The organism is Flavobacterium aeripolare (assembly GCF_013294025.1).
Classification (GTDB): domain Bacteria; phylum Bacteroidota; class Bacteroidia; order Flavobacteriales; family Flavobacteriaceae; genus Flavobacterium.
Genome location: NZ_JABSNL010000010.1, coordinates 96663 through 118136 on the forward strand (window position 1 = coordinate 96663; position 21474 = coordinate 118136).

Here is a 21474-nt window from a genome sequence, read left to right on the forward strand (position 1 = left end):
CGATTCTATTCTCATTTTACTAACGTCAAAGTAGATTATGCTAATAAAAAGGAACTCGGTTTTTTTACTGCTCATTGTAAGCTTGTGTTTGCTACAAAAAGGTTTTTCGCAAAAACTAGTGGCTATCAACCACAAAGGCACAAAAGTTCCCATAATTAACAATACCATATTCACCACAGACACTGAACCTGCTGCAGCCAATCAAAATGATGTGTGGTACGATACGAGTTTTACGCCTCGTGCCATTAAAATTTATAACGGAATCACATGGGTAAGCATGGAGCATCGCGGTACTGCAGGTTCGCTCTTTTATGCAGATGAGAACGGCGATCCCTCTGAAAACAATACAAGACTTTTTTGGGACAAGGATAAAAACCGGTTAGGTGTGGGTACAAATTCACCTACGCACGTACTCGAAGTAGAAGGCGCTACCGCTACCGAGGCATTAGTAAATTCTGATGGAACAACAGGACGCCCATCCTACCGCTTTAAAGACGACGACGACACCGGAATGTACAGTCCCGCCGCCGATGAACTAGCTTTTAGCGTGGGCGGTTACGAAGCACTTCTTATTGACGAACCCACAGTGGGAGTGACCAAGGTAATCGTCAATCAAACCCTAGAATTAGAAGGTCCCGTGCTTGATGAAGCAAATTCCCCCGGAACTGTTGGTCAAGTTTTATCAGCAACAGCTGCAGGTACGAGTTGGATTGATAATACGCCTATTCAAACCACAACTACGATTACAAATACCATCTCTGGAAGTAAAATAGCAGACTACAAAAATGAAGTTAATGATGTTGTCCCAATTAATGAGACAGTAACAAGTTTAACACAAAACGTCAGTTCGTCTACAGGAGAAATTACCTATACTGATGAAAGAGGAGGCGTAACTGGAAAAGCAAGAGTCGTTAGCGCTGATTTTAATAATACCCTTGCTGTAGGCTCTGATGGTGGTAGTTATTTAGGTTCGACAGTATTTACAGATTATTTTATAATTAGTCCGCCAGGAGGCACTGGAGGAAACCGTTCTCAAATGATTACCATCAATGATCCCAAATTTAAGCCATCTCAAATTACGTTTGTTGCAAATGCAAACGTTGAAGAAGAACTCGTTAATGGATCAGGTTCCATTTTAGGTAGTGATTTGGATAATTCCTTTGGGACAACAAATGGATTTGCAAGAAATATTGATGGTACTATTTTTAAACAACAATTTAGTTATATTGGTGCTTCAGGAGGAGTTTCATTGACTAATGCCACTTCCCGTTATGCAGCACCTGGATATTGTCTTGGCATCAGGTATAGTAGTCAAGGCGGTAATGATTTAGGTAGAATAACAGCAAAAGTGGTTAGTTTTAATGATTTGGGTTTTACTCTCGAAGTAACTTATTCTCAAGGAGAAAACATATTACTAGTCGATCGAAATCAAGTTTTTAGCGAGAGTCTTCTAGTTTTGTATACTGCTTATAGATAATTTTTTTTTCGAAAATGAAGCTGATTTATCCAGTACAATAAAATGGTCAGATGCTAATATTTTAAAACTATCTTTGCGCTCTTAAAAATAGAGCAATTAAAATTTTAGCAGATGGTTAATGAAGTAAGAACAAATGAAACAGCACTATCACTCGAAGAAATCGAACGTTGTATTGCTGTTTTAACGCAGCTTAATACGGCAACAGAATTGATTTTTGATATTCCAAAAGAGCAACGTACCGCTTTATTAATTGCTGCAGGCCAGTTTTCAAGACCAGATCGGGACGAACTAGCACGCCGTAAAAAAGACGGAAAAGCCATAGCCAAACGTAAAAAAGAAAAGCAAGATCGTACCGCTCGTAAAGAGACTGGAATTCGTTATGCTCGTGAAGCAGCCGTTTTTGAAGCACCAAAATTACTTGCTGCAACCGATTTGCAAAGTAAGGAACAACTGGAATTAAAAGTAGCCCGCAACTGCTATGTTTGTAAAACACCATTTACTTTAATGCATCATTTTTATGATACGATGTGCTGCGATTGTGGTGATTTAAATTATACCAAACGTTTTCAAACAGCAGATGTAAAAGGACAAGTGGCAGTTATTACGGGTTCTCGTTTAAAGATTGGTTACCATATTTCGTTAATGCTTTTACGCGGTGGAGCAACTGTTATTGCAACGACTCGTTTTCCAGTAGATTCGGCTATTCGTTTTGCTAAGGAAGCCGACTTTCATGACTGGAGTGACCGCTTAAAAATTCATGGTCTTGATTTAAGACACATTCCATCAGTTGAAATTTTCTGTAATTTTATCGAACAAAAATACGATCGTCTTGATATTCTAATTAATAATGCAGCACAAACAGTGCGTCGTCCTGCAGGTTTTTATACGCACATGATTAAAAATGAAGAGCGTGCAGTAAGTACGTTGCCATTAGAAGTGCAAGGTTTGTTATTAGATCATACTAACTGTCTTGATGAACTGAAAGTATTGACCTCAGGCGCTTCATCTAATCAGAATATGCCGGTAACTTGGCATGGTCCCGAACCTGGAATTGGTTTGCGTGCTTCGGCTAAGTTGTCGCAGATTCCGTACTCTTTTGATAATGCGCTAGTAGCAGCGGAGGTATTTCCTGAGGGCGAACTAGACGCCGACTTACAACAAGTAGATTTACGAAAAACGAATAGCTGGAGATTAAAGTTGGGCCAAATAGAAACTACTGAAATGATCGAAGTGCAGTTGGTAAATTCTGTGGCTCCTTTTGTGCTTTGCAATCGCTTATCAGAAGTGATGAAGAAAGACAACACAGGACAAAAGCACATCATCAACGTCTCTGCGATGGAAGGTAAGTTTCATCGTTTTTTTAAAGAAGCACGTCATCCACACACTAATATGGCAAAAGCAGCATTAAACATGCTTACGCATACTGCCGCCGGAGAATTAGCAAAATCGGGAATTTTTATGAACGCTGTCGACACCGGTTGGGTAACTGATGAAGATCCCGCCGAACTAGCAAAAAAGAAACAAGATCTGGAAGATTTCCAACCTCCATTAGACATCGTCGATGGAGCAGCGAGAGTAATGGATCCTTTATTTGACGGAATCAACACAGGCAAACACTGGAGTGGCAAATTTTTAAAAGATTATTTTCCTATCCCGTGGTAGCGTTTTATTTTGATTGCGAGTATTTAGTTTTCAGTTTACTTTGATTGCGGGTAATTAGTTTGCAGTCGCGGTTTGCAGTCTCAGTTTACTTTGATTGTCTTTTTAGTTTTCAGTCGCGGTTTACTTTGTTTGCGAGTATTTAGTTTTCAGTCGCGGTTTTCAGTTTTCAGTTTACTTTGATTGTCTTTATAGTTTTCAGTCTCGGTTTGCAGTTTTCAGTTTATTTTGATTGTCTTTAAAGTTTGCAGTCGCGGTTTGCAGTTTTCAGTTTATTTTGATTGTCTTTGTAGTTGTTAGTCACAGTTTACAGTCACAGTTTACTTTGATTGTCTTTAAAGTTTTCAGTCGCGGTTTACTTTGATTGCGAGTATGTAGTATTCAGTCACAGTGTTCAGTTTTCAGTTTACTTTGTATGTCTTTATAGTATTCAGTCTCGGTTTATTTTGATTGCGAGTATGTAGTGTTCAGTCGCGGTTTTCAGTTTACTTTGATTGTGATGGGTAGTTATTATGCGGTTGCAGTTTTAAGTCTCACTTTATTTTGATTGTGGATATTTAGTACACAGTTTTAGGTTCGTTTCGCTATTTATTTCGAAAAGGAAGTACTGCAAACTAGTAATGTCAGTAAAACTCACTATCCACTGAGACTGTATACTGCCAACTTATAAACGCAATAAAACTCACTGCCCACTAAGACTGAAAACTGAGACTGAAAACCGAGACTTAAAACTGCCAACTTAAAAACGCAATAAAACTCACTGAAAACGGTTACGTTGCCGCTAAAGTTAATTTTAAAAGTAGTTATTAAGTCCCTAAGTTAATTTCTATTTAAGGAATGATTTATTAAACAATTTGAAATAGGAAAATGGTCAAACAAGGAAATGTATCATATTTACAATTATTTATATGTTCTGAATCTCGTTTCCTCTTTTTGTAATTCTTCAATAAAGAATTCATAATTAGTAATTTGTTTTTCACTTTCCGATTGAAAATGGTCAATAGTATCTTTAACTTTTTCCTCGAAATCGCCAAATTTTTTTCTTAGAAGCACGTTGTGATAAGATTGATACACTGCATTTATTATAAAAATAAGTAGAATAAAGTAAAGGAAACCTTCATAATTGCCGTTTGGCTCACTACTGTTTTTAGAGATTAAAAAAAGCATGATTACAGGAGCTATATAATTGAAATATGATAATGCGTTAGTTGCAAAATGAGATTTTTTGAATTGCTCAATATCACTTAATATTTCTGAGTAATTTTGAATTTTAGTTCTAATTCTCTGTATTTTAAATAACTTGTAGTTTCTTATTTCTTCATTAATTTTTTGATTGTCGGTCATGATTTGTAGGTTTGTTGGGGTTAGAATCAGTTTTGTTAACAAGAAGTATTGTAAATATAATTGTTTAAAATAATAAAACAAATCTAATATTAGAGGAAAAAACAAACTAACAGATCAGTGAAGTAAAATTATAAACTTTGTAGCTACTAAAAATTATTGCTCACTGTAATCTAGCAAGCGCAATAAAGCTAACTGCACACTGAGACTGCCCGCTGCAAACTAGTAAACACAATAAAAAAAAACTGCAATCTAACAAGCGCAATAAAACTAGCTGCCTACCGAGACTGACTACTGCCAACTTTTAAAGTGAATAAAGCTAACTGCACACTGGTGCTGCCCACTGAGACCGGAAACTGCAAACTAGTAAGCGCAATAAAACTAACTGCCTACCGAGACTGTTCACTGAAAACTCGTAAGCGCAATAAAACTAACTGCCAACTGAGACTGAGACTGAAAACTGCAAACTTTCAAACGCACCCAAATTTACTTGGATTTTGCATCATGAAATTTAAGATTTTTCCAACTTCAATACTTTTACTATTTAGTTCTAGTAGAGTTTCATAGCTAATATAATTGCATTCAAAAGCAAAATCCAACCAAACACTGGTTTCTGAGTTTTCGGCATCGCTATCTGTTAGTTTACTAATGAAATGTTTGACATATTTTCGCTTTCGATAAGACTCAGCAATATTAGCAGGAACACTCCTAGACGAACGCCTGATTTGGTCAGTAAGTGAGTACTTCTCCTCTTTAGGAAATGACTTTGATATTTCAAAAATAGCCATCGCTAACTCAAACGATTTTTGATACGCTAGTAAATCTTTAAAATCCATGCTCTTTTTTATTTTAGTAAATCGTAAAATAAAAAATAAAAGGCTATAAATCAAAGATTTATAGCCTTTTATGCAAATGATATTTTCTTAAAAATTTAATTGCTATTTTTATCGGTATGGATAAACTCAATTGACAACAACGTAAAATACGTAAATTAGATCAAGCTAATCTGAATACTGCAACTACAAAAACAATCAAAATAAACTGAGACTGAACACTGCGACTGCAAGTACAAAGACAATCAAAATAAACTGAAAACTGAGACTGAATACTATTTACCAGCAATCAAAGTAAACTGAATACTGAGACTGAATACTAATTACCCACAATCAAAATAACTGAACACTGCGACTCTAAAGACAATCAAAGTAAACTGAGACTGCAAACTGCGACTCTAAAGACAATCAAAATAAACTGCAAACTAAAAAACCTACCCCTCCATTTTAGCACTTAATTCAAACCAACGTTCTTCTTTTGCCTCCATTTTATTGATGAGGTTTTGTAACTCGTTTCCTTTTTTCTCAATAGCGTCTTCGGCTACAGTTCCCTCTGAGAACTGCTGCTCGATTTTTGCTTTTTGTTCTTCTAGGTCTTTAATTTCGCGCTCTAGTTTTTGATATTCTTTTTGTTCGTTGAACGTTAGGTTTCCAGTGGGATTGTTTTGTTTCCAATCTTTTTTCTCTGCTTTGTTTTCCTCTTTTTGAGCAACATCTGCGCTATCTTCATAGGCTCTAAAATCAGAGTAGTTACCTGGGAAATCTTCGATAACACCGTCTCCTCTAAAGATGAACAAGTGATCTACAATTTTATCCATAAAATACCTGTCGTGAGATACTACCATTAAACATCCAGGGTAGTCAAGTAAGAAGCTTTCTAGGACATTCAGTGTAACGATATCTAAATCATTTGTGGGCTCATCCAGAATCAAAAAGTTAGGATTTTGAATTAGAACAGTACATAAGTACAAACGCTTTAATTCTCCACCACTCAAGCGGTCTACAAAATCATATTGTTTTTTAGCATCAAATAAGAAACGCTCTAACAACTGTGATGCCGAGATCATTTTCCCTTTCATTAAAGGTATAAACTCACCGTATTCTTTGATCACATCAATAACACGTTGCCCTGGTTTTGGGTTGATTCCGCTTTGTGTGTAGTAGCCTACTTTGATCGTTTCTCCCATTACCACTTTTCCTGAGTCAAGAGGTAAAGTACCTGTCAATAGATTCAAGAAAGTGGACTTACCAGTTCCGTTTTTACCAATGATTCCAATGCGTTCTCCACGTTGAAAATCAAAGCTAAAGTTGTCTAAGATCACATGATCCTTGAACTTTTTAGAGATTTTGTGAAGCTCGATAATCTTGCTCCCCATACGCTCCATGTTGATTTCCAGTTCAACCTTGTTTTCGCTACGGCGGCTTTGTGCTTTCTCTTTGATGTCGTAAAAGTCATCTTGACGCGATTTAGATTTGGTTGTTCTCGCTTTTGGTTGGCGACGCATCCATTCTAATTCTTTTACAAATAGGTTTTGTGCTTTGTCTACGCTAGAATTTTCTGAGGCAATGCGCTCTTCTTTTTTCTCTAAGTAGTACGAGTAATTCCCTTTGTATTGGTATAATTTTCCGTTGTCTAATTCGATGATTTCGTTACACACACGCTCTAGGAAGAAACGGTCGTGCGTTACCATGAACAACGTAATGTTTTCTTTAGTAAAATAACTTTCTAACCATTCGATCATTTCTAAATCTAGGTGATTCGTAGGTTCGTCTAAGATTAATAAATCAGGACGATTGATAAGAATGATGGCTAGTGACAAACGCTTTTTTTGTCCTCCCGAAAGGTTTTTTACTTTCAGTTTAAAGTCTTCTAACTTTAATTTGAACAAAATTTGTTTGTATTGGGTTTCAAAATCCCAAGCATTATGTTGGTCCATTCCGTCAAAAGCTTTTTGGTACGCTTCCTCGTCTTCAGGATTCTCTAATGCTTTTTCGTAGGCTTCTATAATTTTTAAGGTCTCGTTATCTGAGGCAAAAATACTTTCTTCAATTGTCAATTCGTCTTGCAAATTGTTGTTTTGAGATAAAAAAGCCATTCTAATGCCTTTACGCAATACCACTTGTCCAGTATCAGGTTCGTCAAGACCATTGATAATGCTCATAATGGTCGTTTTTCCAGAACCATTTTTGGCTATAAAAGCAATTTTTTGATCTTTATTAATTCCAAACGAGATGTCTTTAAAAAGGGTGCGTTCTCCAAACGACTTTGAAATATTCTCAACAGATAAGTAATTCATGCGTGTAACTAGATGTAAATGTTATATTTAGTGCGGTTTTAATACTGATTTGGGCTGTAAAATCTATCGATTTCGAAGGCCAAAAAAAAACCACCGTGCAAAGGTAGTTTATTATTTTTAGGTTAAAATTATTTGCAAACAAGAACTTTGCCTATTGCCGTGACATTTAGTGAGAAACAACCGAATCAACTGCTAAAACAAGTGCCTTTTAAAGGTTTAGTACGCTTACAGCAATTTAAGTAAGGCAAGAATAATCCCCACAAGTCCTCCTACTACCGCGCCATTTAATCGAATATATTGTAAATCGTTACCTACTTTATCCTCAATTTGAGCCACTAGTTCTTTATTATTTAACTTCATCATACTCTCTCGCACCATATTCCCAATCTCACTGTGGAACTTAATAAGCATTTCTGAAATAGTGGTGCGCATCCAGCTGTTCATTTTCTGCTGTGCAGCGGCGTCTTGCTGTAAATCGTCAATTAGCTTTTTTGCATTCGAAATAAAGAATTGCATTAACGAACTCTCTTCATCTTGAAATTGTGAAGCTAAGGCTTGTTTTGAATTGTGCAGTAGTTTTTCAATCACATTTTCTGCGGCGATGTGCTGCATTGCAGTGACTTTTAGATTATCGATGAGTAGTGTTGCTTTCTCGTCACCTGATTTTAATTGTTGTGCAAACTCTAAGATCCATGCATCAAATTTTAATCGGATGGGGTGTTGCGGATTTGTTTTTGCTTCCGTTAAGATTTCGGTGGCTTTCTCTAATAATTCTTCAGAGATAATATCTAAGTCAATACCGCCACTTTTTCTCGCTAGAAATAAGGTAGCCTTTTTAAGAAAACCTTTGTGACCGTACTCTTCTGCGACGATACTGAGCTTGTCTAAAAGCAAGTTTTTAGTCTCTGGAGTAGCGATAGCATGTGCTGTTTCTTGAATAATTAATTCCCAAATTTTATGATGATCGCCGTCTTTAATAGCATTTTCCATCCAGTCTCCTATGGGTGTATTGATATCAATTGTTGCAATTTGTTCATTCAATATTTTTTGTAACGCTTTCGCGAAAGCGGGATTATCGAGTTCGTTTACAAATTTCATCGCCATCTCTTGAATAATACGCAGTGCACTTTGTTGATTTTTTGGTTGCTGTAAAAAGTCTAAAATCGTTTTTGCAAGATCTACTTGCTGTAATTTTTCGGTGATTATTTCTGGGGATAACCATTTGTTAGTGACTAAATCCACAATTCCTTCGGTAAGTTTTTCTCTATTTTTTGCAATAATATTAGTGTGTTTTCTAACAAACGGAATTGGGATTTCGTGGAACAAGGCGCTCACGGCAAACCAATCAGCAAAACCACCTATTGTCGCGGCTTCAAAACCAGCAGTCACAATGCGCCAAGCTGGATGCGATAAAACGTCTAGGCGTAACAAGCTTTCGAACAAAACCAAACCTCCAAAGGCGATTATTAAAGAAATAGATCCAAGATTGTTTTTCATAAAGCGAATTGTTTTACCGGCAATGTTCAATTTTACAAGTAGAAAAGTACGTATTTATAGATTGATTTTATGCAAAGAAATGCTAATTTATAGTTCAATATTTTTTAGCTAGTTTGTGGTAGCTGGCAGTTTTGATATTAATAAATATACTTTCTTAGATCAATAAGATGCAGTTGCTGCGGTATGTTTAAAAATGGTTTTCTAGTAAACTGCTCGTTACTAATGTAATAATCCAAACCATCTGGACTTGTGATGCCTTCAACTTGATGAAAGGGGAGGCGCAGTTTAATTTTTCGTTTGTTTCCTGAAAAAAAGTTGTTGCCTTCAAAATGAGAAAGCAAGTAGATAAACGGTTGCAGTGTTTTACTATAACCTGATAATACAATGGCATTTTTAATAGCATCATAATGAGCATCAGTGATTAGGCCTTTTACGTCTAGCGTGGCGATTTTAGTAGCGATTTGCTTGCCAGCTACATTGGGAAGCTTGTATAAAGTAGTAGCGCCAGCTGACCATTGTTTGCTAAACAAGTAGATACTGCCGTTTTTTATGATCAATGCTTCACAATCAAAGTTGGTTGTGTTTGCCTTAACTGACTTTAAATTATCTTGGTCATCATAAGAAAACCAAATGGTATCTATTTGTTGCTTTTGTTCGAATAAACTTTTTTTAGCAATTTTAAGAATGTGTAAGTCGTCTCTATTTCCAGATACGTTGTTCCCAAAATCACCTATATAAATATGAGTGCTGTCTTGTGTGATTGCCTCCCAATCAGTATTGGTTACATTATTAATAGTGACAGTTTTAATGATTTTTCCGCTAGTATCCAATCCGTATAGCTGGGTATCAGAGTCGTCATTAAATGTCCACAATAGTTCATTGTAATAAATTAATCCTGAAGTTTCCTTGATAGAAATGGGGAGTTTGCTAGTTGTTACGGCTTTGATTTTTGCCGATTTGTAATTACAACTACCATTATTTACAGCAGCATTCTTGTTGTAATTGATCGAAAGCGAATCTGTACAACCGGCTATCTGGCTGTAGCTAGTACTAAAAACAAAAAGGAATAGTAAATAGTGTGTCTTCATGTTTTCAAAAGTAAGAATTTAATAAGAGCTGTAATCTGTAAATAGAAGCTTTAAGAAATAGTTGTGCTGGCTGTTGTTATAAAATAGCTGTAGATTACAGTTGTAATTTTTGCTTAAAAAAAGAAAGCTTTGTTATCATTGAGCGTTAAAAATTAGTAAATTCGTCAAGAAAAGAAGCGGTACAGAACGTGTTACTCACTTTATAAAAACGGCGACACAAATTCATTGTGTTGATTTATAGCTAAGTAAAAAGCGCAAATAAAGGCTTAGTACGTATTGAGTAGCACAGCAACCTGAGGAATATCGCAAATTATTAATTTGCTGGAATTAATTGAAAAATTATATTAAATGTAATTTATGTTTAAAATATTTAGTAATTTCGCAAACTGAAAACTAAAACCACCTTTTAGGTTAACAATATGGCAAGATTTGAATTAAAACTTCCAAAAATGGGAGAAAGCGTCGCAGAAGCAACTATTACAAACTGGTTGAAAGAAGTAGGTGACAGGATTGAAGCTGATGAAGCAGTACTTGAAATCGCTACTGATAAAGTAGATAGTGAAGTGCCAAGTGAAGTTTCAGGTGTATTGGTAGAGCAATTATTTGGAAAAGACGATCTTGTTCAAGTAGGCCAAACAATTGCTATTATAGAAACTGAAGATGGTGCTGCAACTCCAAGTAATACTGAAACTGTGGCTGATCAAGCAGTGGCTGAGGTTTCAAAAACAGTTGATGCAGCAAAAGACAGCGTAGCAAGTCCAAGTAATCTGGCTGCTGATTATGCAGATTCAGACAAATTCTTTTCTCCATTAGTAAAGAATATTGCTAAGGAAGAAGGTGTTTCTGTAGCTGAACTGGAAGGAATTTCGGGAACGGGTAAAGAAGGTCGTGTTACTAAGAATGATATTTTAGAATATGTAAAAAATAAGGATACGCATACAGTTGCTGCGCCACAAAAGGTAGCAGCTCCTCAAAAAGCGGCTCCGACTCCAGTAGTAGCTCAAAAAGCGGCTCCAGTATCTGTAAATGGTGGTGATGAGGTAGTTGAAATGGACAGAATGCGTAAGCTGATTTCTGGATACATGACAGCTTCAATTCAAACATCGGCTCACGTACAGTCGTTTATTGAAGTAGATGTGACAAACATCGTGAAATGGAGAGAGAAAAATAAAAATGCTTTTGAAAAAAGAGAAGGGGAGAAGTTAACGTACACGCCTATCTTTATGGAAGCGGTTGCAAAAGCAATCAAGGATTATCCTGGAATTAATATTGCTGTTGATGGTGATTATATCATTAAAAAGAAAAATATTAACCTAGGAATGGCTGCGGCATTGCCTAACGGAAACTTAATTGTTCCTGTAATTAAAAATGCAGATCAGTTGAATTTAGTAGGGATGGCTAAGGCAGTAAATGACCTAGGAAACCGTGCAAAAATGGGTAAATTGAAACCAGACGATACGCAAGGAGGTACATATACGGTAACTAACGTAGGTACTTTTGGAAGTGTGTTTGGTACGCCAATTATCAATCAGCCGCAAGTGGGTATTTTAGCATTAGGAGCGATTAGAAAAGTTCCTGCAGTTATTGAAACTCCAGAAGGTGATTTTATAGGTATTCGTCAAAAAATGTTCTTATCGCACAGTTATGACCACCGTGTTGTAGATGGTGCTTTAGGAGGAAGCTTTGTAAAAAGAGTAGCAGAGTATCTAGAAGCATTTGATGTAAATAGAGATTTGTAGTAAATACAATAACATAAAGATATAAAAACCCGATAGTCGACTAGATTATCGGGTTTTTGCTTTTGTGGTATTCGAAAATATTAATTGTGAATTTTGGCAATATATTGTCGTTTTCTCTTATTGAATTCCGCCGCAATCCTTTATATTTGTAATCAATCAAACAATAAAAATGGAACTTAAACTCAATAAACCAATTTGCTTTTTCGATCTTGAAACTACTGGAATCGATATAGGAAAAGATAGAATTGTAGAAATATCAATATTTAAAGTTTTTCCTAACGGGAATAAAGAAAGTAAAACTTGGTTAGTGAATCCTACCATTCCAATTCCTGCGGTAACGACGGCTGTTCATGGTATTACTAATGAAAAAGTAGCTAACGAACCTACGTTTAACGAGCTAGCGCCACAGGTTTATAATATGATTAAAGACAGTGATTTGGCTGGTTTTAATTCAGATCGATTTGATATTCCTTTATTAGCAGAAGAGCTATTGCGAGCAGGAGTAGATTTTGATATGAAAAATAAGGTTTCTGTTGATGTGCAAACAATCTTTCATAAAAAAGAAGAACGCACATTAGGAGCTGCGTTGAAATTTTACTGTGGAAAAGGCCTTGAAAACGCTCATTCTGCCGAGGCGGATACGATGGCAACTTATGAAATATTATTAGCGCAATTAGACCGTTATCCAGATTTAGAGAATGATATAAAATCGCTATCTGAGTTTTCTACTCGAAAGAAAAACGCTGATTTTGCTGGAATGATTTCGTTTGATAAAGATGGAAATGAGATTTTCTCTTTTGGAAAACACAAAGGAACAAAAGTAGAAACGGTTTTAGAATCAGAGCCAGGATATTTTAGTTGGATTCAAAATGCTGATTTCCCTTTGTATACTAAAAAGGTTTTGACGGCCATTAAGTTAAGAAAAATGAATACTAAAAACTAAGTAATTAGTGATTGGTGACTAGTGAAAGAGACTAATTGCTAATTACTGTTTGCTATTCACTATAAAGAAAATGAAGATAATTTGTATAGGTAGAAATTATACCGAACACATCGCCGAATTAAAGAACGAGCGTCCTACTGAGCCTGTCGTTTTTATGAAACCGGATTCGGCAATATTGTTGAAGCAGCATCCATTTGTTATTCCTGAATTTTCAAATGATATTCACCACGAAATCGAAATTGTGGTAAAAATTAATAAGGTAGGTAAGTATATCGAACCAAAATTTGCTCATAAATATTATGAGGAATTAACAGTGGGAATTGACTTTACAGCTCGTGATTTGCAATCTAAGCTTAAAGAAAAAGGCTTGCCATGGGAAAAAGCGAAAGCATTTGATGGATCAGCAGTTGTGGGAGATTTTTTAGATAAATCACAATTTAGTTCGTTAGAAAACCTTACTTTTGAATTAACTAATAATAATAAAACTGTTCAAAAAGGAAATTCTAGTTTAATGTTGTGGCAAATAGATGAGCTTATTGCTTACGTGTCTCAATATTTTACTTTAAAAATTGGAGATCTTATTTTTACAGGAACGCCCGCTGGAGTGGCTGCTGTAAAAGAGGATGATGTATTAGAAGGATTTTTAGAAGGACAAAAACTATTTAGAATACAAGTAAAATAATGGCTTTAAACTATAACCTTTCAAAAGTGTACGCACTTTCAGATAACGACCCAGAGTTTGTAAATGAGATTTTGACTCTTTTTGTAACAGAAGTTCCAGATGATTTAAAACAAATTAAAGAGGGGATTAAGAAAAAAGATCACAAACATGCCTATGCTTATGCGCATAAGATAAAACCAACGTTAGATTTGCTGGGTTTAAATGTAGCATTTGAAGAAATCCTGCAAGTAGAAGCATGGACAAAAACCGAAGGAAAGAAAAAGGAAATAGAGCATACTTTTGAAAGTATTAAAACACAAGTAAAAGAGGCGATTAAAGAGATCAAAAAAGATTTTGATCTTTAAAACTTTAAGGTGCTTTTATAAATAAAAAATTAGAAATTCAATATTCAGTGGTAGCATTGGGTGTTGAATTTTCTTTATACGATAAAATCTAAATTTACAATTGCAAGATGAAAGCAGTGATAATTACCATAGGTGACGAAATATTAATTGGTCAAATAGTCGATACTAATTCGGGTTTTATAGCTAAGTCGCTAGATAGAATAGGAGTGGAGATTGCAGAGATGATTTCGATAAGTGATGACAAGCAACACATTCTAAACACCTTTAATGCATGGCAGGATAAGGCTGATTTAGTAGTGGTTACTGGAGGCTTAGGACCAACAAAAGATGATGTAACAAAAAAAACGTTCTGTGATTATTTTGAGGACGAATTAATTGTGGATCAAAAAGTACTTGCACATGTTACAGAGTTGATTGAGGGGTTTTATAAAAGACCAATCACGCAAATGAATAAAGATCAGGCATTAGTTCCGTCTAAGGCTACTGTCTTGCACAACAAAGTGGGAACTGCTCCAGGAATGTGGGTTAAAAAAGGAAATACGGTATTTGTATCACTGCCAGGAGTGCCTTATGAAATGAAATATTTGGTCGAAAACGAGGTGGTTCCTAAAATTGTTAGAGAGTACAGCAGGCCGTACATTATTCATAAAACAGTACTAACCTACGGTCAAGGAGAAAGCATGGTTGCGGAGCGTATTGAAGCATGGGAGGATAGTTTGCCTGCATTTCTAAAACTTGCTTATTTGCCCAGTCCTGGTCGCGTAAAATTACGTATTTCTGCTAGAGGAACTGATAAAGCATTTTTGGATCAGGCATTAGAGGAATATTTACATTCTTTAGCGGCTATTATAAGTGATATTATTGTAGGGTATGAAGAAGATGAAACCATCGAGGTAATGCTAACGGCGGCCTTGCAAAAGCAGGGAAAAACGATTGCTACGGCAGAAAGTTGTTCTGGCGGAACAATAGCATCGTTGCTAGCGGCGGTTCCAGGAGCTTCAAAAAGTTTTAAGGGTAGTGTTGTGGCTTATGATACTCGCATTAAAACAACGGTTTTAGGAATCCCAGAAGCAGTGATTGAGGAGTTTTCAGTGGTCAGTGCGGAGGTTGCAAAAGCAATGGCTTTAAGTATTCAAAAGATGATGCAAACAGATTATGCGATTGCGACAACTGGTAATGCGGGTCCTTCAAAAGGAGATTCTGATGCCGAGATTGGAACTGTTTTCATTGCACTTGCTACTCCGGAGGAAGTTATTGTCGAAGAATTTAATTTTGGCCAACCACGTGAGAAAGTGATAGATAGAACTGTATATAAGAGTTTAGAAATGTTACAGAAAGAAATTTTTAAAAATCTCCTTTAAATATTTTGCTTAATAGGTTTATTTTTCTTTTCTTTGCACCCTGATTTTGAATAACGATAAAAGATAAGTATAATGTCAAGAGTTTGTGACCTTACAGGTAAAAGAGCGATGGTAGGAAATAACGTTTCTCACGCTATGAATAAAACTAAGAGAAAATTTTCTGTTAACTTAGTGAAAAAGCGTTTTTATCTTCCAGAAGAAGATAGATGGATTACTCTTAGAGTAGCAGCATCTACGATAAAAACAATTAACAAAAATGGAATTGCAGCTGTTTTGAAAAAAGCGCAAACGCAAGGGTTTATTAAATAAACTTTTTCCAACATAAAAAAATAGCAAGATGGCAAAGAAAGGTAATAGAATCCAAGTAATTTTAGAATGTACTGAACACAAGACAACTGGTGTTGCAGGAACTTCAAGATACATTACAACAAAGAACAAGAAAAACACTCCAGATAGATTAGAGATTAAGAAATTTAATCCAGTTTTGAAACGTGTGACTCTTCACAAAGAAATTAAATAATAATTAGAGATTTAAATATTTTCTCGAATGAATTCATTTGAATACATATTAAAATACATATAACATTTAAATCATGGCAAAGAAAACAGTAGCAACGTTACAAACTTCTTCTAAGAGATTATCAAAAGCCATCAAAATGGTGAAATCTCCAAAAACTGGTGCATATACTTTCGTAGAAACTATTATAGCTCCTGAATTAGTTGATGAGTTCTTGAAAAAGAAATAATTAACATAAGCATTATATAGAAAAGCTACTTTCATTCGGAAGTAGCTTTTTTATTTTCTATCTTTACCCATTAGAAATAGTATTAGTTCAGTGTGTCTAGTACTCCATTTTAACATGTTTACACTATGAGTTTTTTCAAAAGAATATTTTCGTCAGAAAAAAAAGAATCCTTAGATAAAGGTCTTGAAAAATCAAAAACAACTTTCTTTACAAAACTAAGTAAAGCAGTTGCCGGAAAGTCAAAAGTTGATGATGACGTTCTGGATAATCTAGAAGAAATACTTGTTTCTTCTGATGTGGGTGTAAATACTACCTTGAAAATTATTACTAGAATTGAAGCGCGTGTTGCTGCAGATAAATATCTAGGTACAGACGAACTTAACCAAATTCTACAAGAGGAAATCGCTAGCTTACTCTCTGAAACAAATACAGGTGAAGCAACCGAATTTGTGATTCCAATAAATACTAAACCATACGTTTTAATGGTGGTAGGTGTAAATGGTGTAGGTAAAACGACAACTATTGGTAAATTAGCATATCAATTTAAAAAACAAGGGTACAAAGTGGTTCTTGGTGCTGCCGATACTTTTCGTGCTGCAGCTATCGACCAACTGCAAATTTGGGCTGATCGTGTAGGTGTTCCTATCGTAAGACAAAATATGGGTAGTGATCCAGCTTCTGTAGCTTTTGATACGTTACAATCTGCTGTTGCACAAGATGCCGATATAGTTATTATTGATACAGCTGGTCGCTTGCATAATAAGGTTAACTTGATGAACGAACTTACAAAAGTAAAGCGCGTTATGCAAAAAGTTACCGTAGATGCTCCGCACGATGTACTGCTAGTTCTTGATGGATCTACAGGACAAAATGCATTTGAACAAGCTAAACAGTTTACCGCTGCAACTGAGGTTACTTCATTAGCGGTTACTAAACTTGATGGAACTGCAAAAGGTGGTGTTGTTATTGGTATTTCTGACCAATTTAAAATTCCAGTGAAGTATATTGGTGTAGGTGAAGGAATTGAAGACTTACAAGTCTTTAATAAATTTGAATTTGTAGATAGCTTTTTTAAATAATTAGCCATGAAAAATATCAGTCCTTTATACTTATATTTTATTAGTTTAATCTGTTTTGTACTTGCAAATATATTGCGAGACAAGGTAGATTTTGCCTATGGTTTCCTACTGGGTTTTGGTGTCATCACATTTCTATTTGGTTTGTATAAAAAAATCAGCGCGAGATAATTAGTTTGATTTTACTGTTTTAATGTTGAGATGATTGCTATCTTAGTGTTATGAATTACGCCATATCTCCAGAAGAAATTCTTCAAGAACGCATTAAGGAATTATCGTGCTTATACGATGTTTCGTCCATTATTGTACAGCATGAAGGTACTGTTTTAGAAGCTCTTGAGAAAATAGGTATCGTTTTAAAAAATGCATGGCGTTATCCTAGCGCTGCAATTGTCGAATTAAAATTGGATGCTTACTACTATACCACGGCAGCAATTCCCTCTACTACTTTTTTCCAAGAAGCCGTTTTTACCATTTTTGATGAAACCTTAGGTTTTGTAAAAGTGCACTATCCTGCTGATCAATTTTCTGCAAATCATTTTCTAAATGATGAACAAAAGTTACTCGATAGAGTAGCCTCTGATATCAATTTATTTTATGAGCGCCATTTAAATAAGGGAAAGGAAGAGTTGTTAAGACGCAGTTTAGAGCGTGTTGATCGAATGGCTATTTTGGGTGAAATCACAGCGGGTATTGCTCATGAATTAAATACTCCGTTAGGAAATATCCTTGGATTTGCCGAATTTATAAACGAGAATTCATTAGAGAAACAATCTAAAATGGATAGCTCAAAAATTATAAAGGCAGCGGTTTACTCTCGTGAGGTTGTAAAAAAATTACTTTTCTTTTCTTGCGAGATGCCGCAGCACATGAAGCGGGTAAAGGTGATTCCTATTGTACTTGAGGCACTTAGTTTATTGGGGCCAAATTTTAAAAAAGCAAGTCTCGAAATCGTAACTGATTTTGATAATGATGATCTAGAGGCGCAATTAGATCCAATTCAATTCATGCAGCTATTATTTAATATCCTAATCAATGCTATATATGTCTCAGCTCCCAATGCTAGTATTGCAATAAAAATCTACAGTAAAAGCAGTGATTTTTTTATCGAAATTGCAGATAGTGGAGTTGGGATAGATCCTGAAATAAAAGCTAAAATTTTTGAACCCTTTTTTACAACTAAACCTTTAGGTGAAGGCTCTGGCTTAGGATTAAGTGTAGTTCATGGAATTGTAAAAAGTCATCGTGGCACCATTACGACCTATAATAATCAACCGCAAGGAACTGTTTTTCAAGTCTGCTTGCCTTTATCAACAAACTAATGACTTTACAAAAAGAAAATATACTTATCGTTGATGATAACTACGATATGCTTGAATTGTTACACCGTAATCTAAAAGCATTAAATTTTCATACCTATAAAGCTTCGTCAGTAGTAGAAGCAATTGAAATATTAAAATTGAGCAGTATTGATTTATTGATCACCGATTTGCAAATGCCGGGGATCAATGGTATCGAACTTATTAAATATGTACAAGAACATTTTCCTGATATTCCAAAGCTAGTAATCACGGGGTATCCATCTGTGGATAGTGCTCTGGCTGCTGTGAAATCAGGAGCGTTAGATTACCTGGCAAAACCATTTACAAATGAAGAGCTTAAAAGCACGGTGCAAAATTTAATTGCACACAAAAATAAATCGGGTAGTGTTGTTGAAGATGTTAGTTCGAATAAAAGTCTAAAAACAGCAGCCTATGCTGGTATAGTAGGGCAATCGGAAGAAATAATACAATTAGTAGATTTGATCTCACGTGTAAAAGACAATCGTGCTACGGTATTAATTCAAGGTGAAAGTGGTACGGGAAAAGAGCTGGTTGCCAGAGCGATTCATTTTGAAGGTGCTTTTAAAACGAAACCATTTGTAGCTGTTAATTGCGGTGCTATCCCTGAAAATTTATTGGAGTCGGTGCTATTTGGTTATGTAAAAGGGGCATTTACAGGTGCTAATGAAACTAGAGGTGGTTATTTTCAAGCGGCTAATGGTGGTACCATTTTTCTGGACGAGATAGGGACTGCTCCGCTTCATGTGCAAGTGCGACTGCTTCGGGTTTTACAGGAAAAAGAAGTAAGTATGGTGGGGTCGCAAAAATCAGAGAAAATAGAGCTCAGGATTATCGCTGCTACAAACAACGATCTCTATGAAATGTCGAGTAAAGGAACATTTAGAGAAGATTTATACTACCGTTTAAATGTTGTTAATATTGAAACACCATCGTTAAGACAGAGGAAAAAAGATATCAAGTTACTAGCGGAGACTTTTCTAACAAAATACGGTAGTGAATATGGCAAACCACAGTTGGTCTTATCTGATAAAATTATGGCAGTCTTGATGCGTCATAATTGGCCAGGTAATGTTAGGGAATTAGAAAACGTAATACAGCGAATGATTATCATGAGTGGCAAAGAAATTGAAATGAAGGATGTTCCTGAATATTTAAAATATGCCATGCCAGTTGAGAGAGACGAACTAAAAACATTAAAGGATGTCGAGAAAGCACATATTCTAAAAGTGCTTGCTGCGGTCGACAACAATAAAACCCGAGCTGCCGAAATTCTACAAATCGACAGAAAGACATTACGTCAAAAAATAGAAGAGAAATAGCCTCAAAAAGCGAGGTGTTTTGACCTAACTGAGGAGTTTCTCCCCGGTGTATTTTATGCGTTTATTTACTTTATTTTTTTAAGCCCCTTGATAACAAGGGGCTTACTTATTTATGGCTATAAGTTTAGTTGCACTGGCATGTCCTTTGCCTTCTGTAGGGTAACGTACTAGTAATAAATAGTAAAAAACGAGAGAGATGAAGGTATTAAATAGTCAAGCTGTCGGTTATGTTCCCGTAGGGATAGATATGGAGGTGATGCAAAAGACCACTTTACAAGATAGAAGCATAACTGCTGCTAGCGAGGACGGCAGTGTAATTAGTGATGTTAATCTAGGATTATGTATCAATTGCGAAAATAACAACCACTGTATGTGGCAGCGAACAAATAAAATGTTTTGTGAACATTATCAATAAATAAAAATGGCAGCGACAAAAGAAGCAACAAAAAAAAGCATGTTAGACAACGTAATGCAGCAGTTTAATAAGACAGCAGATACGATTATGTTGAACTCAAACATTAGAAACATTTTATCAATAACAAATAACGAAATCATACTTCACTTTCCAGTAAAGATGGATACGGGCGAAGTCAAAATATTCACGGGTTACCGCGTGCAACATAACAATGCGCTAGGTCCTTACAAGGGGGGATTGCGTTACCATCCTACAGTAGATGTAGAAGATGCAAAAGCTCTTGCCATGTGGATGACTTGGAAAACCTCATTAGCAGGATTGCCTTATGGTGGTGCCAAAGGAGGAATCCAAATTGATCCGAGAGAATATTCAATAGGAGAATTAGAGCGCATCACACGACGTTTTACGTATGCATTAGGAGAGAACATAGGACCAGAACACGATATTCCAGCTCCTGATGTGAATACAAATGATCAAACGATGGCCTGGATGGCAGATACATTTATGTCGACCAAATCTTCATCAGAGCGATCAAAAAACCAACACGTAGTTACAGGGAAACCGGTGGGCTCGGGAGGGCTTGAAGGTCGTAATCGGTCAACAGGATATGGCGTGTATTTAACGATAAAGTTATTGTGTTTAAGTAGGGGAGAGCAATTAGGTGGTAAAAAATTCATCGTACAAGGTTTTGGAAATGTGGGGTACTGGACTTCTCATTTTTTAACCAATGACGGGGCTATTTTATTAGCAGTTCAAGACGCACATGCAACCATTATAAATGAAAAGGGAATTGCAGTAGAAGATTTATTCGAACATTCAAAACCTAGAAAGGGTTCTATTCAAGGGTTTGAGGGAGCGGTAGAAATGGACCCGTCAGCATTTTTTGGACTGGACTGTGATATACTGATTCCTGCAGCTTTAGGAAACCAGATTACAGCTGACAATGCCTATCAAGTTAAAGCAGCCATCGTTGCAGAAGGCGCAAATGGTCCAGTTGACACAGAGGGAGAAGCTATTTTATTACAAAATGGGATTACAATTATTCCTGATATTATGTGCAATTCTGGAGGGGTAATAGGGAGTTATTTTGAATGGTTACAAAACCGCAATGGCGAGTTGTGGCAGCTAGACGAAGTGATGTTTAAAATAGACAAGAAATTGACAGAAGTATTTAAGAAGGTCGAAAATGTAGTGAAAGAAAACCAGACAGATTGGCGAACAGCAGCTTATATATTAGCGATAAAAAGAATTGAAACTGCTTATATACAACGCGGTATCTTTCCATAGTTTTCTTGTAGTTTTTTTTATTTTTTA

General features: G+C 35.9%; 20 protein-coding genes. 15 read left to right on the plus strand and 5 right to left on the minus strand.

Annotation, left to right across the window (positions count from 1 at the left end; all coding sequences use genetic code 11):
• Positions 1-118: 118 nt before the first annotated feature.
• The gene (locus HNQ00_RS12350) at positions 119-1477 is read left to right on the plus strand and encodes a hypothetical protein (RefSeq protein ID WP_173838811.1); all 1359 of its coding nucleotides are present in this window, start codon (positions 119-121) and stop codon (positions 1475-1477) included.
• A 111-nt stretch (positions 1478-1588) separates the two neighbouring features.
• Positions 1589-3139 (plus strand): SDR family oxidoreductase, encoded by a 1551-nt coding sequence (locus tag HNQ00_RS12355; protein ID WP_173838812.1) that lies wholly within the window; start codon positions 1589-1591, stop codon positions 3137-3139.
• A gap of 897 nt (positions 3140-4036) precedes the next feature.
• Here HNQ00_RS12355 and HNQ00_RS12360 read toward each other — a convergent pair.
• From HNQ00_RS12360 to HNQ00_RS12380, 5 genes are all read right to left on the minus strand, one after another.
• Positions 4037-4480 (minus strand): hypothetical protein, encoded by a 444-nt coding sequence (locus tag HNQ00_RS12360; RefSeq protein ID WP_173838813.1) that lies wholly within the window; start codon positions 4478-4480, stop codon positions 4037-4039.
• 467 nt (positions 4481-4947) lie between these two features.
• Positions 4948-5313 carry a four helix bundle protein gene (locus tag HNQ00_RS12365; protein ID WP_173838814.1) on the minus strand — a complete coding sequence of 122 codons (366 nt, stop codon included), beginning with the start codon at positions 5311-5313 and terminating at the stop codon, positions 4948-4950.
• 431 nt (positions 5314-5744) lie between these two features.
• Positions 5745-7607 carry an ABC-F family ATP-binding cassette domain-containing protein gene (locus HNQ00_RS12370; protein ID WP_173838815.1) on the minus strand — a complete coding sequence of 621 codons (1863 nt, stop codon included), beginning with the start codon at positions 7605-7607 and terminating at the stop codon, positions 5745-5747.
• Positions 7608-7832: 225 nt separating this feature from the next.
• A complete protein-coding gene (locus tag HNQ00_RS12375; protein ID WP_173838816.1) occupies positions 7833-9104 on the minus strand; it encodes a DUF445 domain-containing protein in 1272 nt (423 codons plus the stop codon).
• A 137-nt stretch (positions 9105-9241) separates the two neighbouring features.
• Positions 9242-10192, minus strand: a complete 951-nt coding sequence (locus HNQ00_RS12380) for a T9SS C-terminal target domain-containing protein (protein WP_173838817.1) — start codon at positions 10190-10192, stop codon at positions 9242-9244.
• Between the two features lie 419 nt (positions 10193-10611).
• On the opposite strand from HNQ00_RS12380, the gene HNQ00_RS12385 reads away from it, so the two are divergent.
• The 13 genes from HNQ00_RS12385 to HNQ00_RS12445 all read left to right on the plus strand — a co-directional run bounded on the left by HNQ00_RS12385 (position 10612) and on the right by HNQ00_RS12445 (position 21447).
• Positions 10612-11931, plus strand: a complete 1320-nt coding sequence (locus tag HNQ00_RS12385; RefSeq protein WP_173838818.1) for a dihydrolipoamide acetyltransferase family protein — start codon at positions 10612-10614, stop codon at positions 11929-11931.
• Positions 11932-12100: 169 nt separating this feature from the next.
• Complete coding sequence (locus tag HNQ00_RS12390; RefSeq protein WP_173838819.1) at positions 12101-12874, plus strand: 3'-5' exonuclease; 774 nt, start codon at positions 12101-12103, stop codon at positions 12872-12874.
• 70 nt (positions 12875-12944) lie between these two features.
• Positions 12945-13556, plus strand: a complete 612-nt coding sequence (locus HNQ00_RS12395) for a fumarylacetoacetate hydrolase family protein (RefSeq protein WP_173838820.1) — start codon at positions 12945-12947, stop codon at positions 13554-13556.
• Complete coding sequence (locus tag HNQ00_RS12400) at positions 13556-13900, plus strand: Hpt domain-containing protein (RefSeq protein ID WP_026708181.1); 345 nt, start codon at positions 13556-13558, stop codon at positions 13898-13900. Before HNQ00_RS12395 ends, HNQ00_RS12400 begins: the two co-directional genes overlap by 1 nt.
• A gap of 107 nt (positions 13901-14007) precedes the next feature.
• Positions 14008-15261: a CinA family nicotinamide mononucleotide deamidase-related protein gene (locus HNQ00_RS12405; protein ID WP_173838821.1), complete on the plus strand. Its 1254-nt coding sequence runs from the start codon at positions 14008-14010 to the stop codon at positions 15259-15261.
• Positions 15262-15333: 72 nt separating this feature from the next.
• Positions 15334-15570, plus strand: a complete 237-nt coding sequence (gene rpmB, locus HNQ00_RS12410; RefSeq protein ID WP_026708183.1) for a 50S ribosomal protein L28 — start codon at positions 15334-15336, stop codon at positions 15568-15570.
• A 28-nt stretch (positions 15571-15598) separates the two neighbouring features.
• Entirely contained in the window at positions 15599-15781 is a 183-nt protein-coding gene (gene rpmG / locus HNQ00_RS12415) for a 50S ribosomal protein L33 (protein ID WP_026708184.1), read from the plus strand.
• Positions 15782-15854: 73 nt separating this feature from the next.
• The gene (locus HNQ00_RS12420; protein WP_084157731.1) at positions 15855-16007 is read left to right on the plus strand and encodes a DUF4295 domain-containing protein; all 153 of its coding nucleotides are present in this window, start codon (positions 15855-15857) and stop codon (positions 16005-16007) included.
• Between the two features lie 125 nt (positions 16008-16132).
• Positions 16133-17086 carry a signal recognition particle-docking protein FtsY gene (gene ftsY / locus HNQ00_RS12425; protein WP_173838822.1) on the plus strand — a complete coding sequence of 318 codons (954 nt, stop codon included), beginning with the start codon at positions 16133-16135 and terminating at the stop codon, positions 17084-17086.
• A 218-nt stretch (positions 17087-17304) separates the two neighbouring features.
• Positions 17305-18405: a sensor histidine kinase gene (locus HNQ00_RS12430; RefSeq protein ID WP_173838823.1), complete on the plus strand. Its 1101-nt coding sequence runs from the start codon at positions 17305-17307 to the stop codon at positions 18403-18405.
• Positions 18405-19745 carry a sigma-54-dependent transcriptional regulator gene (locus HNQ00_RS12435; protein ID WP_173838824.1) on the plus strand — a complete coding sequence of 447 codons (1341 nt, stop codon included), beginning with the start codon at positions 18405-18407 and terminating at the stop codon, positions 19743-19745. The genes HNQ00_RS12430 and HNQ00_RS12435 overlap by 1 nt, the downstream gene beginning before the upstream one ends.
• Positions 19746-19941: 196 nt before the next feature.
• The gene (locus tag HNQ00_RS12440) at positions 19942-20160 is read left to right on the plus strand and encodes a hypothetical protein (protein WP_173838825.1); all 219 of its coding nucleotides are present in this window, start codon (positions 19942-19944) and stop codon (positions 20158-20160) included.
• 6 nt (positions 20161-20166) lie between these two features.
• Positions 20167-21447 (plus strand): Glu/Leu/Phe/Val family dehydrogenase, encoded by a 1281-nt coding sequence (locus HNQ00_RS12445; protein WP_173838826.1) that lies wholly within the window; start codon positions 20167-20169, stop codon positions 21445-21447.
• Positions 21448-21474 lie beyond the last annotated feature (27 nt).

Bases quoted from the DNA above. Each gene is read 5' to 3' on its own strand.
- HNQ00_RS12445 (WP_173838826.1), top strand. From the start codon at position 20,167: ATGGCAGCGACAAAAGAAGCAACAAAAAAAAGCATGTTAGACAACGTA.
- HNQ00_RS12370 (WP_173838815.1), bottom strand. From the start codon at position 7,607: ATGAATTACTTATCTGTTGAGAATATTTCAAAGTCGTTTGGAGAACGC.
- HNQ00_RS12390 (WP_173838819.1), top strand. From the start codon at position 12,101: ATGGAACTTAAACTCAATAAACCAATTTGCTTTTTCGATCTTGAAACT.
- HNQ00_RS12395 (WP_173838820.1), top strand. From the start codon at position 12,945: ATGAAGATAATTTGTATAGGTAGAAATTATACCGAACACATCGCCGAA.
- ftsY (WP_173838822.1), top strand. From the start codon at position 16,133: ATGAGTTTTTTCAAAAGAATATTTTCGTCAGAAAAAAAAGAATCCTTA.
- HNQ00_RS12360 (WP_173838813.1), bottom strand. From the start codon at position 4,480: ATGACCGACAATCAAAAAATTAATGAAGAAATAAGAAACTACAAGTTA.
- HNQ00_RS12385 (WP_173838818.1), top strand. From the start codon at position 10,612: ATGGCAAGATTTGAATTAAAACTTCCAAAAATGGGAGAAAGCGTCGCA.
- HNQ00_RS12440 (WP_173838825.1), top strand. From the start codon at position 19,942: ATGAAGGTATTAAATAGTCAAGCTGTCGGTTATGTTCCCGTAGGGATA.
- HNQ00_RS12355 (WP_173838812.1), top strand. From the start codon at position 1,589: ATGGTTAATGAAGTAAGAACAAATGAAACAGCACTATCACTCGAAGAA.
- HNQ00_RS12405 (WP_173838821.1), top strand. From the start codon at position 14,008: ATGAAAGCAGTGATAATTACCATAGGTGACGAAATATTAATTGGTCAA.
- rpmB (WP_026708183.1), top strand. From the start codon at position 15,334: ATGTCAAGAGTTTGTGACCTTACAGGTAAAAGAGCGATGGTAGGAAAT.
- HNQ00_RS12400 (WP_026708181.1), top strand. From the start codon at position 13,556: ATGGCTTTAAACTATAACCTTTCAAAAGTGTACGCACTTTCAGATAAC.
- HNQ00_RS12420 (WP_084157731.1), top strand. From the start codon at position 15,855: ATGGCAAAGAAAACAGTAGCAACGTTACAAACTTCTTCTAAGAGATTA.
- HNQ00_RS12430 (WP_173838823.1), top strand. From the start codon at position 17,305: ATGAATTACGCCATATCTCCAGAAGAAATTCTTCAAGAACGCATTAAG.
- HNQ00_RS12380 (WP_173838817.1), bottom strand. From the start codon at position 10,192: ATGAAGACACACTATTTACTATTCCTTTTTGTTTTTAGTACTAGCTAC.
- rpmG (WP_026708184.1), top strand. From the start codon at position 15,599: ATGGCAAAGAAAGGTAATAGAATCCAAGTAATTTTAGAATGTACTGAA.
- HNQ00_RS12365 (WP_173838814.1), bottom strand. From the start codon at position 5,313: ATGGATTTTAAAGATTTACTAGCGTATCAAAAATCGTTTGAGTTAGCG.
- HNQ00_RS12375 (WP_173838816.1), bottom strand. From the start codon at position 9,104: ATGAAAAACAATCTTGGATCTATTTCTTTAATAATCGCCTTTGGAGGT.
- HNQ00_RS12435 (WP_173838824.1), top strand. From the start codon at position 18,405: ATGACTTTACAAAAAGAAAATATACTTATCGTTGATGATAACTACGAT.